This window comes from Nocardia grenadensis (genome assembly GCF_050942415.1).
Classification (GTDB): Bacteria; Actinomycetota; Actinomycetes; order Mycobacteriales; family Mycobacteriaceae; genus Nocardia; species Nocardia grenadensis.
Genome location: NZ_CP192054.1, coordinates 232427 through 246398 on the forward strand (window position 1 = coordinate 232427; position 13972 = coordinate 246398).

General features: G+C 70.4%; 9 protein-coding genes. 3 read left to right on the top strand and 6 right to left on the bottom strand.

All coding sequences use genetic code 11. The annotated features are described in order from the left end of the window. Positions 1 to 9 precede the first annotated feature (9 nt). The 3 genes from ACQPYS_RS01060 to ACQPYS_RS01070 form a co-directional block, all read right to left on the bottom strand. Positions 10 to 714: an ESX secretion-associated protein EspG gene (locus ACQPYS_RS01060; protein WP_063035218.1), complete on the bottom strand. Its 705-nt coding sequence runs from the start codon at positions 712 to 714 to the stop codon at positions 10 to 12. After that, positions 714 to 2537 (bottom strand): hypothetical protein, encoded by a 1824-nt coding sequence (locus ACQPYS_RS01065; RefSeq protein ID WP_433491469.1) that lies wholly within the window; start codon positions 2535 to 2537, stop codon positions 714 to 716. The genes ACQPYS_RS01060 and ACQPYS_RS01065 overlap by 1 nt, the downstream gene beginning before the upstream one ends. A gap of 104 nt (positions 2538 to 2641) precedes the next feature. Continuing rightward, positions 2642 to 3016, bottom strand: a complete 375-nt coding sequence (locus ACQPYS_RS01070; protein ID WP_431939455.1) for a hypothetical protein — start codon at positions 3014 to 3016, stop codon at positions 2642 to 2644. Positions 3017 to 3701: 685 nt separating this feature from the next. On the opposite strand from ACQPYS_RS01070, the gene ACQPYS_RS01075 reads away from it, so the two are divergent. Beyond that, positions 3702 to 4979, top strand: coding sequence for an ROK family protein (locus ACQPYS_RS01075; protein WP_433491470.1), 1278 nt, complete (start codon positions 3702 to 3704; stop codon positions 4977 to 4979). A gap of 128 nt (positions 4980 to 5107) precedes the next feature. Here the strand turns inward: ACQPYS_RS01075 and ACQPYS_RS01080 are convergent, their stop codons facing one another. Then, the gene (locus ACQPYS_RS01080; protein WP_433491471.1) at positions 5108 to 6715 is read right to left on the bottom strand and encodes a DUF2207 family protein; all 1608 of its coding nucleotides are present in this window, start codon (positions 6713 to 6715) and stop codon (positions 5108 to 5110) included. A gap of 302 nt (positions 6716 to 7017) precedes the next feature. Here ACQPYS_RS01080 and ACQPYS_RS01085 point away from each other — a divergent pair, with 302 nt between their 5' ends. Continuing rightward, a complete protein-coding gene (locus ACQPYS_RS01085; protein WP_433491472.1) occupies positions 7018 to 7929 on the top strand; it encodes a neutral zinc metallopeptidase in 912 nt (303 codons plus the stop codon). Position 7930: 1 nt separating this feature from the next. Here ACQPYS_RS01085 and ACQPYS_RS01090 read toward each other — a convergent pair whose 3' ends face one another. Both ACQPYS_RS01090 and ACQPYS_RS01095 read right to left on the bottom strand, forming a co-directional pair. Then, entirely contained in the window at positions 7931 to 8626 is a 696-nt protein-coding gene (locus ACQPYS_RS01090; protein WP_433491473.1) for a TetR/AcrR family transcriptional regulator, read from the bottom strand. Beyond that, on the bottom strand, positions 8623 to 10902 hold the full coding sequence (locus ACQPYS_RS01095; protein ID WP_433491474.1) for an MMPL family transporter: 2280 nt from the start codon (positions 10900 to 10902) through the stop codon (positions 8623 to 8625). Before ACQPYS_RS01095 ends, ACQPYS_RS01090 begins: the two co-directional genes overlap by 4 nt. 137 nt (positions 10903 to 11039) lie before the next feature. On the opposite strand from ACQPYS_RS01095, the gene ACQPYS_RS01100 reads away from it, so the two are divergent. Beyond that, complete coding sequence (locus ACQPYS_RS01100) at positions 11040 to 13676, top strand: DNA polymerase III subunit gamma and tau (protein WP_433491475.1); 2637 nt, start codon at positions 11040 to 11042, stop codon at positions 13674 to 13676. The last annotated feature ends 296 nt before the right edge of the window (positions 13677 to 13972 follow it).

The following is a 13972-nucleotide window of genomic DNA, read 5'->3' on the forward strand; positions in this document are numbered from 1 at the left end:
GCGGGCGGGTCAGCGGACCCGCGCCAGCCTGGTGAGTTCGGCGGCCAGCTCGGATTCGCCGACCGGGGTCAGCGCCAGATGGCTGCCGGCGGCCAGTAGATAACGGCCGTCGCCGGTGAAATCCAGCCAGGTGCGGTGTACGGGTGGCGGTGACATGGGATCCTCCGGGGCCACCGCGACCGTGAAGAAGCCCCGCGCGTCGATGGGCCGGTGCAGGATCTCGCGCAGCCGTTCGGCCCGGCTCGGCTGTCGCCGGCCCGGATCCGGGCAGAGGACGGCCTCCCGTGGTTCCCGCATGGCCGGAAGGGTTCCGGGCGCGGCCGGACCGAGCGCGGTGGCGAGGTGTTTACCGATATTCCGGGCATGACAGGCCGTGACGCTCACCCGCCCCGAATGCGCGCGGATCACCGCGCCCCAGTTCCCGAAAGCGACGGCGAGCGCGAGGATCGGGTCGGGGCGGCGCCGGTCGCCATCGAACTCGTCGCCGAAGACGGTCACCCTCGTGACATCGGTGCGGGCGAGGAAGCGCAGCGTACCAGTGAGATCGGCATCGTGGTTGGGTGGAAACCGGGAGTCCAGTTCCAACGCGGCCCGCGCACTCTCGGTGCCGACGGTGGCCCGGGGAGCCAGGTCTATCGGGTGGGGCCGCCGGTCGAGCCCGGTCTCGGTCTGCCAGATATGACCGAACTCGTCCGGCGTGAACACCCAGTCCATCAGCGGTTCCCGTCACCCGGTCGCGTTCTGTCCGGGTCCTCGGTCCCGGTGTATTCACCGAAAACCGGCGGAACGGCGGGCGGGGTAGCGGTCAGCTGCTCGTTCGGCCTGTGTAGGTAGTCCGGACTGCTGCGTTCGCCCTCGGGTGCGCGTGCCGGCAACGGTCCGGGGGCGGCCGGCAGCGGGAAGCCGCTCGGTCGCACCGTCCGCGTCCAGGGGTGTTCGGAGCGCTGAGAGATCCCCGGTTCCGTCCCGGTGCCCGGGGAAGCGACTGATTCCCCGGCCGCTTCGGTGGTTGGGCGGGAGAGGACCGAGCGGGCTATCTGTTCGCTCTGGCCGGGACGTTGGGCGGCCGATGCGCCTGCGTCGGCATCGGGTGGGGTGGGGGACCGGGGGGCGGACGGTATCGCCGAGTTGGCCGGGCCGGGCCGGTGGCCGCCGTGCGGTGCGGCCTGGGCGCTGTCGGCGCGGCCGGCCGTTTCCGCCGGACTCCACCCGGCCACCGCCGCGGGCGATCGCGGCGGTGTCGGCGCGGGAGCGGGGCTCGGGTCGCCGCGGTCCGGAAGGGCCGTCTGCTGGGGTATCGGGCCCGGCGCCCGGGGCGCAGCGGTGGTTCCGGTGCTGCTGTCGGCGGCGACGTGATCCACGGTGGGCGCGGTGGACAGCGTGGCCGGGGCGGTGGCGGTCGCCACCGTGCCCGCCGAACCGGCAGCATGGCTTGCCGGCGGGGGGTCGGAAGGATTGCCCGCTGCGTCGGAAGACAGCGCTGCTGTATCGGAAGGCGGCATTGCCGTATCGGGAAGTGGTGCCGGTGCCGCGGGAGGCTGTGCCGGTGTATTCGTCGGTGCCGCTGGTGTATCGGACGGCTGCGCCGGTGTATCGGAAAGCGGCGCCGGTGCATCGGGAGAGGACTCGGGTCCATCGGCAGCCGGCGCCGGTGCCGTGGGAGAAGGGGCCGGTGCCGCGGTTTCGGCGGCCGACCGCGGTGTTGCCGGTGAATGGTCGCTTTCTCCGCCGCTTACAGCGGCGGGGGATCCGGGATCTGAATCGGGGTGTTCCGAATCGGGCTCGCGGGCAGGATCATTCGGGGTGTCGTCCGGCACGGGTGCCGGGGTCGCCGATTGCGGCGGGTCGGGTGCCTCCGCGGAGGGGGCGCGGCCGCGCTGGGATTCCGCGGCCGGCGGCGCCGCGGGGGTGTCCGGCCGTGCCGGTGCCGGTGCCCCCGCGGTGGTCGGCTCGTCTGCGGGAGCCCGGTCCCCCGGCGCAAAGAAGCGGGGAACGGCGTCGCCGCTGGCCGGGATCGTCGGGTTGTACCCGAAGGTCATGGCGTCCTGGGCCTCGGCCGTCAGGGTCGCCACGGCGGTGTTGTAGACCGTGCGCCGCTGTGCTCCGGCGGCGGCTTCGACGGCCGGGTCCGGATCCGGTAGGTAGGGGCTCGGGGGTGGCGGGATCGCCGCGCGAACGGATTCGGCGGCGGTGGAATCGGCCGCGAGCAACTGTTCGACGACGCGGCAGACCGCGGCGGCGTCGTCGCCGGTACGGACGAACGCGGCCGCGGCCCGGGCGGCGGCCACCGCCGCGAGACCCGACCAGTCCCCGGAGAACCGGGTGAGATCGCGTGCGAATTCGTCGAATGCCGTTTCCACCGCGCTCGCGGTGTGTCCCCACGTATCGGCGAGACGGCTCAGTTCGGCCGGCGCCAGTTCTTCGCGTACCAGGTCCCAGATCTGCTGGTGGGTGTACGCACCGAATACTTCACGGTCGGGTACGTAGGCCGGGTCTGTGCCCGCCCCCGCGGTGCCCGGTTGCCCCTGCTGTGCCACTGTCGGCCCCCTCGGTTGCGCGATCCGGCGCACCGTTCCGATGCATCGGGCCGCATAGTTTCAATTTTCCTGCACCCCTGCGTAATTGGACATACTGCCGCATCTCAGGTGGTATCCGCCACCGTGCGGGTGAGGGCCGCGCTGTTGGCGGCATCGGCCTCGAGAAAGAGTGCGGCGGCCGCCAGATAGGCGGCCTTGTGTCGCAGTGCCGTCTGTTCGAAAGCGGTGAGAGTGTCCAGGTACTCCTGGCCCTTCGCGGCGAAACCCCGCGTCAGCGCACGGCCCGACGGCAGCTCCGGAAACCCCCGCACGTCGGTGAGGGCGGCCGCGTCCACCCGTGCCTGCCGTATTCGCTCCGCGAGCCGGTCGCACGATTCGGCCAGGCCGCGCGCGGCCGCTTCGGACATATGGAACTCTCCGGCCCGCGCCGCCTCGTACAGGCGGACGGCTGCCGATCGACCCAGATCTGGTACGGGCATCGTCTTCCCCCTTCGGACTCCCCACCGTCGGCTCGGAGCATAGCAGCGGAAAATGCCGTGTACCAGGGTCTTCGCGATTCGCCGGGCGCGCCTTCGGAAGCGTGGGCGGTGTGACGACCCGAACAGTGCGCCCGGCTGCCCGCGGTTCCGATTGTCCGCCGGTCCACGCGGATATTCTCCGCCGATCTCCGGGGAATATTTCCCGCACAGCGGCGGAGAATATTCTCCGGGTGTCGACGGGAAATGGCGGAGACCAACTAGGGTCTTATTTCCCGGACGATAACGGAGAATTCGATCGGGCCGCGTTTCGAATTCACCGCGGCCCGGGTGCGAGGCCGATACCACACCGTGGGGCCGTCGAGAATGACTGTGCACGATCGGAAGGCGCCGAGGGCGGGCCGGAAATATGGGGTCGAGCAGGGCGAACGCGCGGGCCGGTGAGATGAAGATCGCCGAAACCTTGGTGTTGCGCCCGGGGAGATGTTAATTTATTTGTTATGTCTACCAGCAGCGCCGACTCGCGGAAGGTCACCTATGTGACCGCCGCTCTGGGTCTGCGCCTGCCCCTCACTCGCGAGTTGTGTTGCCGCCGTTGCCGCGGTTGAGCGATTTGGATCTCCCAGCCGCCTCGTTTCTGTTGTAGGCATATCCCGTTTCGCGGGAGCTATTCATCGAGGAAATTCATATGGCTGTCCGCACCGCCGAACGCACCGCGTCGCAGGCTTCCACTGTTCGTACCCGAGTTCCTCGTCCGGTCGTCGCCCCTGATCTGCGGTTATCGGACAATCCCGCCGCGGCCGTGCTCCGGGCCGCCACCACCGGACCGGTCTTCCGGGACAAGACCGCACGGGCCACCGGACTGAGCATCGCCACCGTCAATCGCCAGGTGTCCTCGCTGCTCACCGCCGGTCTGCTGCGCGAGCGCGCCGATCTGACCGCTTCCGGCGCGGTCGGCCGGCCCCGGGTACCGTTCGAGGTGGACCACGACACGTTCGGAACCCTCGGTGTGCACATCGGCGCGGCGTCCACCCGGATCGTGGTCTCGGATCTGCGCGGCCGGATCCTCGGCGGACTCACCATCGCCACCCCGCAGACCGGCCAGGAGTTCGCGGTGAAAACCGTCGCGCACAGCGCGAAATCCTTTCTGCAGCGCTGGTACCGGCGTACCCCGTTATGGGTGGGCGTCGCGATCGGCGGCCGGGTGGATCCCGGTACCGGTATCGTCGATCACCCGAAACTGGGTTGGCAGGCCGCGCCGGTGGGCGCGGTGTTCAGCGAGGTTCTCGGTCTCCCGGTGACGATCGCCCCGCACGTCGAGGCCATGGCCGCTTCGGAACTGCTGCTACCGGGCGTGAGCCAGGACGCGGCGGAGGATGCCGGCCCGGCCGCGCACGGTAGCAGTCTCTATTTCTATGTCCGGGAGACCGCCGGTATCTCGGTGACCCTGGACGGCCGGGTGCATACGCCGAGCAACGGTCCAGGTTCGATAGCGCATCTGCCCACCGGTTCCGAGGTCGAATGCTCGTGCGGTCGGCGCGGCTGCTTGGAGGCGACCGTCGGCGACCGTGGGCTGCACGCCCGCGCCGTCGGACGGGGAATCATCCCCGCGCACAACGGCAAAGCCAGCTCGAGCATTGCCGACCTCTACCGGGCCGCGGCGCGCGGTTCCGAACCGGCCCGCGAACTGCTGGCGGAACGGGCCACCGTGCTCGGGCGGACAGTGGCACTGGTCCGGGACATGCTGAACCCCGACCGAGTGGTGCTCGGTGGGCAGGCGTTCACGACCTACCGGCCCGGTCTCGCGCATGTGGCGCGTGCCTTCAATGAATCCACGATGCTGCCGCCCACGGATATCCGGGTCACCGGGTACGCCTCGAAGGTGCAGGAGTTCGCGGCCGTCGTCACCTCGCTGAGCGCGCTGTACGCCGATCCGCTCGCCGCGCTGCGCCGGGTCACGGCATGAGCGAGTCGGGCCCGGAGACGGTAGCGCAGCGTAACCACGTAGGGCCCTCCCTCATGCCCGGTGAAAGCAGCATGAGGCGCTAGCGTCCCGACATACCCCGTGCGGCATTCGCCGCACGGGGTATCCCGTTATTTCGCGGGAAACAGCGATTCGATCGCGGTGATGAAATACGGGAAGTGCACGGCGAACCGGTGCAGATCCCGGTCGCCTTCGAAGCCGCCGAACCAGTACAGCCCGGGATCGTCGTCCGCGGAGGGGTCGATATCGCGGAAGGTGCGGACCCAGTTGTCGGCTCGGCTCCAGACCACCATGTAGGGCAGACCGCGGGAGAATACGAGTTCGCGGTCGCCGGGCGGGATCTGCCGGCTGGTGACCTGTTCCAGACCCCGCTGCAATCCGCGGACCTGCGCGGTCAGCGTCCGGCCGAAGGCGGTGCGCACCGGCAGGAACCGCTGGGCCGCGAGTAGTGCGCCACCGCCCAGTGCGATTGCCACACCCACCAGGGCGTGTCCGGCCAGCAGGGCGGCGAGGACGGTCACCGCGGCGCCGAGGACGATCAGGCCGCCGCCCAGCCACAGCGGGATCCGGCGGCGGACAGGGTCGATGAAGGCACCGCGGTCGACGGCGTCGGTGACCATGGCCCGGCGCAGCGGTTCGGTGGGCAGCCGGCCGGGCGCGGCGAGTTCGGCCATGGTGACCGCGTCGGTGCCGGGCGGCAGCAGCGCGTCGTAGACCATCCGTTCGTAGGCGCGCAGCTGGTCGTCGGCCGGATTCACCCGGGTCAGCCGCCACTGGGTTTCGCCGATGCGCGAGATCCACAGATAGTTGCGGACCGCGAGATCCACCACTGTGGCGGCGATATCGGTCGGGTCGGAGTGACCGTCGAGCAGGACGCCGGCCTCACCCGGCAGGATGCCGGCCGGGGAACTGAAGTGGGTCCGCCCACCGCTGCGCACCAGCGGCTCCATCGGCTCGGCGGGGACGGACTGCCGGCGCACCCAGAAGATATAGGCGGCCAGCGCCACGAGGGCGGCCACCAGCAGGCCGAATGCCATGAGCACGGGTCCGGTCACGGCGAACGGTGAATCGCCGGGGCCGGTGATATCGGCGTTCGGCGGTACGGTGCCCGGCGGAATCTGCAGGGTCAGGTCGACCGATTCGCCCTTGCGCAGATTCGTCTGGTCCAGGTACATGACACCGTCCGGTTCGACCCGGACCTGGGCGCAGGGCCGGGTGTTGCCGATCGGGCCCAGCAGGCATTCCACGATGCCCATCTCGAAACTGGGGCTGATGAGCGAGGCATGGATCTCGGCGAGATCGACATTGAGCACCCCGAACCAGCGGAAGACCTGACTGCCCTCGGCATCACTGACCGTGTTGCGTACTGAATAGCGGACCGTGGTCTCCCCGGGGCCCGCGTCCACGGTGAACAGATCGTCGGCGATCGTCGCGCTGCCCGGGCCGCTGGTCTCGATATCGGTGACCGCGAACCGGCGTTCGGAATCCTCGCTGATCTGCACCCGCAGCGGCAACGTCATGGTGAACTGTTCGCCGGGCGGAACCGTCACGCGCTCGGTCACTTCCAGGACGCCTTCCCGGTTCAATGTCATATCCAGGTAGAGGATCGAACCGGCCGGCTCCTGGGCCCGGGCCGCCGGTGCGCTCGTCCCGAAAACAGCGAGTAATCCGGTCAGTGCGAGCAGCAGCGCGAGCGCGCCCCCCCGAAAAGTGAGCATGGGTCGTAACCTTAGACAGCTTGCTATCCTGCGTCAGCGGCTGTTGGTGTTCGGAGAAGGCGAGGGGGTCCGGGGGAGTGACGCAACCACCTTACGGGCGCGGACCGGTACCGCCCGGCAGGCAGCCGATACCACCCGGTGGCCGGGCCCCGTACGGTCCCCGGCCCGGTGGACCGCAGCGGCCGCCCTATCCGGGGTCGCGCCCGGGTTACCCTCCCGCGCAGGCATATCCGCACCGCCCGCCGCCGGGCTATCCCCCGCAGGGTCCGATCCCCGGTTATCGCCCGATCGTCGCGCCGCCCATGCCGCCGCCGGTGCCCTATCGGGTGCCCAACGCGCCGCGGCCGCGTAGCCGGCGCAGCAGCGGTAGCACGTTGCTGGTGGTACTCGCGGTGATCCTGGTGGTGGTCGGCGCACTCGTGCGGGGTGCGTTGAATTCCGACGGCCTGAAGGTGCTGGGCCCGCAACCGGACCACAGTTACGACACCGGCGCGACCGGTCCCGCCGCAACCGGGACGAATCCGCTGCTCACCGATCCGGATGCGACGCTGATCCCCGCGGACTGCGAGTACGCGCCGTGGTCGACGGATGAGGATACGGCCCGAGCCTTCTTCTCCAGCGCCGAGAAATGCCTGGAGGCGGCCTGGCAGCCGGTACTGGCGGACGCGGGCCTGCCGTTCGAGCCGCCGACGGTGCTGGTGTCGGCGAATACCGAGGGCATCACCACACCGTGTACCGGTTCGACCGACAACTTCGCCGCGTTCTACTGTCCGGCCAACCGGACGATCTATATGCCGGTCAGCCAGTTGCAGACCGACTACTACCACGACAACTGGGTGGTCTACCTGTCGGTGTTCGCACACGAATACGGGCATCACATCCAGAACATGTCCGGAATCCTGCTCGCCGCCAACAGCGCCCGGGTCGAGGTCGGGGCGCGCAGTCCGGAGGGTCTCGAACTGTCGCGGCGCGTGGAACTGCAGGCCAACTGCTTCGACGGCATGTATCTGGTCTCCTCGGCCGACGGCGGTGCGCTCACCGGCCAGCAGATCACCGATGCCCGAACCGATGCCGACCATCGTGGTGATCAGCACGGCGATATGCGCGATCATGGCACTCCGGAGAACGGCGGGCTCTGGTTCGGGCTGGGGGTCGAACACAATCTGACCGCCGAGTGCAACACCTTCACCGCGCCGGCCGACGCGGTGAGCTGAATCAGGCGGAGGAATCCGATTCGCGTATCCCTGCGCGGAGATCCATCACCCACCGGGTCATTTCGGCGGGAGACTTGTCCGGGCCCATCAGTTCGGTGAGCACATGCCCGAAACATGCCGCTTCGAGTACCCTTTCGGCGACAGCCATCGGATCGCCCCAGGGTAGAAAGGGTTTCGAGAGTAGCAGGGAAGCGATCCCGTGCGCCGCCGCCCACAACTCGAGCACCAGCGGGGTGGGGTCCGCACGGTCGATGAGGCCGTCGGCCATGGCCGCTTCGACCGTGGCGGCGAAGTACCGGAACGCGCCGCTGGTCAGCACCATGTCCACCGCGCCCTGATGGGTGGTCGGGATGGTCGCCAGCCGGTACTGCTCGGGATGGTCCAGGGCGAACCGTACGTAGGCGAGGCCGAGGCGGCGCAACCGCAGCGCCGGGGGGTCCGCCGGATCGACCGCCGCCTGCATCGCGGTGTTCAGAGCTTCGAAGACCTCGGCCACCGCCGCCTCGATCAGCGCGTCCTTGTCGGTGAAGTGGCGATAGATGGAGGGTGCGCTGACCCCCACCACACTCGCGACCGCGCGGATCGATACCGCCCCGACATCGCCGGTGCGTTCGAGCAGCTCCCGGGTGGCGGAGATGATCTCCGCGCGCAGCCGGCTTCCGTGCCCGCGTGGGGAGCGTGGCCGCCCGGTGGTCATACGCGCACCGGTGGTTCGGCGCCGGCGCCCGGCACGTCCACGGGCTCTTCGCGGAACCCGATCCGGTCGTGCAGCCGGGCCAGCGGTTTCGGCGCCCACCAGTTGAGCGGGCCCATCAGTTTCATCAGCGCCGGTACGAGCAGCGCCCGGATGAGCGTGGCGTCGGCGAGCACGGTCAAGGTCAGGCCCAGGCCCATCAGCTGGATGAACGACACCTTGGAGGTGGTGAGGGCACCGATCACGATCGCCATCAGCACGGCCGCGGCGGTGAAGATCCGCCCGGTGCGGGCCACCCCGACGGCGACGGCTTCGGTGTTGTCCTCCCGGACCGACTCCGTGTCCGCGCGCCCGGCTCGGCGGCGCAGCCACTCCTCCCGGATGCGCGACAGCAGGAACACCTCGTAGTCCATGGACAGCCCGAAGGCCAGGCAGAACATGAGGATCGGCATGGTCGGCACCAGATAGCCGACGGCGGTGAAGCCGAGCAGCCCCTGCAGATGGCCGTCCTGGAAGATCCACACCATGGCACCGAACGCGGCGGTCAGCGAGAGGGTGTTCAGCAGTAGCGCCTTCAGCGGCAGGATGAGGCTGCCGGTGAACAGGAACAGCACCACGAAGGTGGACAGCACGATGAGCAGGCCGGCCAGGGGTAGTCGCTCGGCCAGCGCGTCGAGCGAGTCCTCGTTCACCGCGGCGGAACCGCCGAACAGGGCGGGGGCGGGCGGGTCGACCGCCCGCAACGCGTCCAACTGTTCCGCGCCGGCGGGGGAGAACGGGTCGACTGCGCTGTTGACGGTCAGGTATGTCCCGGTGCCGTTCGTCATACCGGGCGGCGTGGGGGCGAGCCGGTTACCGGAGACGTACACGCCGGCACCGGACAGCACTCCGGCGACGTCGTCGACCTCGGACAGCCGGGCCGCGTATTCGCCGATCCCGCGTTCGTCACGATATCCGTCCAGCACGATCGTGGTGTTTCCGCCGGGATCGGCACGCGGGAACTCCGCCCGGACCACGTCGCCCACCTGCCGGCTGGCCGCCGAATCGGGCAACACCCGCTCGTCGGGGTAGCCGAACTTCACCGAGAGGAACGGCGAGCCGAGCGCCAGCATGAGCGCCACGATCACCACGGAGACCGGGACCGCGGCCCGCATAACCCGCTTGACCAGGCGATACCAGCCGGTCTGCTCCGGCACCATGGCACCCAGCGGCTTCGGTTGGCGGCCGAACAGGCGCAGGATGGGTGCCCGCAGGTCGAGGGCGTTGACCCGGTGCCCGAGCAGTACCAGCGCGGCGGGTAGCACCACGATCGACGCGACGGCGGCCGCGATCACCACCGCGACGCCCGCGTAGGCGAACGAGCGCAGGAAGTACAGGTCGAACACGAGCATCGCCGATAGCGACAGCGCCACGGTGACCGCGGAGAACAGCACGGTACGACCGGCGGTCTGCAGGGCTCGGACGGTGGCCGCGCGCGGATCACGGCCGGCCGCGAGTTCCTCCCGGAACCGGCTGACGATGAACAGGCTGTAGTCGATGGCCAGCGCCAGGCCCAGCGCGGTGGTGAGGTTCATCGCGTAGATGGAGACGTCGGTGAACAGCGTGAACAGCTCGAGGATGGCCAGCGTGGCGGCGATCGCGAACAGCCCGACCAGCAGCGGCAGCGAGGCGGCGATCAGGCTGCCGAAGACCAGGACGAGAACCACCAGGGTGAGCGGGATGGCCGCGGCTTCGGCGATGGCCAGATCGTGCGTGATCTGCTCGTTGACCTCGTGGAAGGTCGCCGCGGTGCCGCCGGCCCGGACCGTCACCCCGTCGACCGTTCCGGTGATCTGTTCGCCGAGCTCGCCGGCGGCATCCTGGATCTGGGTCTCATCGCCCGCGAAGTTGACCGCGATGAGCCCGGATTCGCCGTCGGTGCTGCGCAGCACGCTCGCGACCGCCGGTGAAGGTGCGGTCCAGTACGACTGGACGCCGACGGTGTCCGGGTGGGCTCGCACAATATCGATGACCTGGAGGGCGCGCGCCCGCACCGGATTCGCGTCGACTCCGTCCGGCGACTCGACCAGCAGGGTGTAGTTGGGCGCGGCGCCGTCGAAGTTATCGGTGAGCTGCTGGGCGGCGCGGATGGATTCGGCGTCGGCGGGGACGAATCCGCCGGATTTCAGTCCGGCGGCCGCGCCGGCCCCGAAGATCGCGCACAGCAGTGCGACGGCCAGTGCGCCGATGAGTATCGCGCGCGGGAAACGGGTGGTGAACTGCGCGACGCGGATCAACATGTGGGCCCCGAATCAGTAAGTTAGTGGCGTTAGCGTAACGCTGTTAACCCGAGGTGGAAAGAGGCGAGCCGGGCTACGTGATCGGCGGGTACCCACGCCGGGTGCGCGCTGTCGGTCTCCGCCGGTAACCTCTGGCCGTGGCTCTGTACCGGAAGTACCGACCGGCAACGTTCGCTGACGTGGTGGGCCAGGAGCATGTCACCGACCCGCTGTGTACCGCGCTCGACACCGGCCGGATCAGTCATGCCTATCTCTTCTCGGGTCCGCGCGGTTGCGGTAAGACCTCGTCGGCCCGGATTCTCGCCCGCTCGCTGAACTGCGTGCAGGGCCCCACCTCCACACCCTGCGGCACCTGCGCCTCCTGTGTATCGCTGGCCCCTGGCGGCGGGGGCAATCTCGACGTGATCGAACTGGACGCCGCCAGCCACGGTGGCGTCGACGACACCCGGGAACTACGTGACCGGGCCTTCTACGCACCCGCCGAATCCCGCTACCGGGTGTTCATCGTCGACGAGGCGCATATGGTCACCACGGCCGGGTTCAACGCGCTGCTGAAGATCGTCGAGGAGCCCCCGGCCCATCTCATCTTCGTCTTCGCCACCACCGAGCCGGACAAGGTGCTGCCGACCATCCGCTCGCGCACCCACCACTATCCCTTCCGGCTGCTACCCCCCGCCACCATGCGTGGCCTGCTCGCCGGCATCTGCGAACAGGAGCAGGTGCCGGTGGAAGAAGCGGTGTACCCGTTGGTGATCCGCGCGGGCGGTGGCTCCCCGCGCGACAGCTTGAGCGTGCTCGACCAGTTGCTCGCCGGCGCCGGGTCCGAGGGCGTCACCTATTCGCGCGCCGTCGCATTGTTGGGGGTGACCGATGTGGCGCTGATCGACGACGCGGTCGACGCGCTGGCGGCCGGGGACGGCGCCGCCCTGTTCGGCACCGTCGACCGGGTGATGGAGGCCGGGCACGATCCGCGCCGGTTCGCGGTGGACCTGCTCGAGCGGCTGCGCGACCTGATCCTGCTGCAGGCCGTACCCGACGCCACCGAACGTGGCCTCGTCGCCGCGCCCGCCGACCTGCTGGACCGGATGCGTGAGCAGGCCGCCCGGCTCGGGCCCGCGGCCCTCACCCGCTACGCCGAACTCCTGCACGCCGGACTGGGTGAGATGCGGGGGGCCACCGCGCCGCGGCTGCTGCTCGAGGTCGTCTGCTCACGGATGCTGTTGCCCGCCGCGGACGAATCCGAGGCCGCGACCCTGCAGCGGCTGGAACAGCTGGAACGTCGGGTCGCTGCCGGTGTGGTCGCGTCCCCGGGTGGGGCGCCCGCAGGTGGGGCGCGGGTGTCCGGTCCCGCCGAAGCCGCCCCGGCACCCGCGCGGCCGGCTGCCGCGTCCGACCCGTCCCGCCGCCGAGGGGCCGAAGCGCTGGCCGCCCTGCGGGAGTCCAAGACCGGGCGGTCGCCGGAACGCGTGGCTGCGGCCGAGCCGCCGACGTCCGGAGCGGCGGACGCGACGCGCCCCGGGCCCGACCGGGGCGGTCCGGACCAGCAGATGCCACCTGCCCCCGCGGCGTCGGTGGACGCGGTCGACGGGGGCTCGGTGGAGCCGCGGCATCCCGAGCCCGGCGCCCGTGCGGCCGAGACGGCGCCGGCCGGTCCCGCACCGGCCGCGGCACCGCCGAAACCGGACTCGGCTCCCGAGCCGGATTCGACCGTCCCCCCGGTACAGGCGGAACACGCCCGCACCCCCGACGCGCACACTTCGCGCGGTACTGGTTCGACCCCGGCCGAGAGGCAGGCGAGTGCGGAGACCGCTGCCCATCCGCCCGTGAGTGGGCAACCCGCCGATCGCGGCGAGGGCTCCGACCTCGCTCCAGCGTCCGCGGCGGCCGAGCCTACTGTCGAACCGACCGTGGCGGCCGGACCCGCTGCCGAACCGGACCCGGCGGCCGGGTCCGGCGCCGACCCGATCGGTCCGGCCGGGCGCGATACCGGCGTGACCCCGGCCGATCCGGAGTTGCTGGCCGCCGTGGAGGCCGCCTGGCCGGAGATCAAGCTCGCGGTCAAGGAGTTCGGGCCGACCATCGGCGCGATGCTTACCTCGGGGGCGTCGGTGGCCGGGGTCCAGGACGGCGAGATCGTACTGGCCCATCACGCCGCGTTGGTCCAGCGGCTTTCGCAGCCGCAGCCGCTGTCGGCGGTCCGCTCGGCGGTGCGCGCGGTACTCGGCCGGGAACATCCGGTGCGCTGGGTCGTCGCGGGCCAGCAGGTCTCGCGGGGTCCCGGTGGCCGCGAGCGGGGCGGACGCCGGGCCGGTGACTCGGAGTCGGGTGATTCCGACGGCGGTCGCCGAGGCGGTCCGCAGCGCCCGGCGCCGAGCCGGGCGGGCGCGGAGACGCCGGACCCACCGCGCCGCGCCGACAGCGACGGCGGCCCGCAGGCCGGTGCCGCCGGTAGTGGACCGGCGAACGGTGCGCGGGCCGGTGCCGAACCGCCGGCGCGCCGGCCGCGGTTCTCGCGGCCGAGCCAGGCCAAGTCCGGGGCCGCGGCGGCGAGCCCCTACGACGACATCCCGCCCCCGGACTACCCGGATCTGCCCGACGATCCGGGTGATCACGGTTACGCACCGCACAGCGTGCCCGCGTCCACTCCGGAGGAAGAGCAGGAGATGCTGGCGGAGTCGGCACAACCGGTCGCGCCGGGCGATCGGCGCGACCCGGACGAGGTCGCGTTGCGGCTTCTGGCCAGTGAGCTGGGCGCCACCCCGTTGAACGGTTGACAAGCACCGTCTCGACCACGTTAAGTTAACCGGAGTTCGCATCCGGCGGTACTATGGGCGGGTAGCTGCGGACTTCGGCGAGACGAGGTTCTATGGTGGGCCGTGAGGTACGGGCTGCTCGGTACCCTCTCGGTTACCCGTGCCGTGGTTTGTACAGCGTATGCCCGCGCGGGTGACCGGCCCGTCAGCGCTGCTCAACTGAATACGGACGGTCGGTCGAACGGCCGGTCGGCGAGGTAACTCGCGTCCGCTCCGCCTGGTGCGGGTGGGCGTATTCCTACGAAGGGACATTCCGA

Bases quoted from the DNA above. Each gene is read 5' to 3' on its own strand.
- ACQPYS_RS01090 (WP_433491473.1), bottom strand. From the start codon at position 8,626: ATGACCACCGGGCGGCCACGCTCCCCACGCGGGCACGGAAGCCGGCTG.
- ACQPYS_RS01075 (WP_433491470.1), top strand. From the start codon at position 3,702: ATGGCTGTCCGCACCGCCGAACGCACCGCGTCGCAGGCTTCCACTGTT.
- ACQPYS_RS01060 (WP_063035218.1), bottom strand. From the start codon at position 714: ATGGACTGGGTGTTCACGCCGGACGAGTTCGGTCATATCTGGCAGACC.
- ACQPYS_RS01070 (WP_431939455.1), bottom strand. From the start codon at position 3,016: ATGCCCGTACCAGATCTGGGTCGATCGGCAGCCGTCCGCCTGTACGAG.
- ACQPYS_RS01080 (WP_433491471.1), bottom strand. From the start codon at position 6,715: ATGCTCACTTTTCGGGGGGGCGCGCTCGCGCTGCTGCTCGCACTGACC.
- ACQPYS_RS01095 (WP_433491474.1), bottom strand. From the start codon at position 10,902: ATGTTGATCCGCGTCGCGCAGTTCACCACCCGTTTCCCGCGCGCGATA.
- ACQPYS_RS01085 (WP_433491472.1), top strand. From the start codon at position 7,018: ATGCCGCCGCCGGTGCCCTATCGGGTGCCCAACGCGCCGCGGCCGCGT.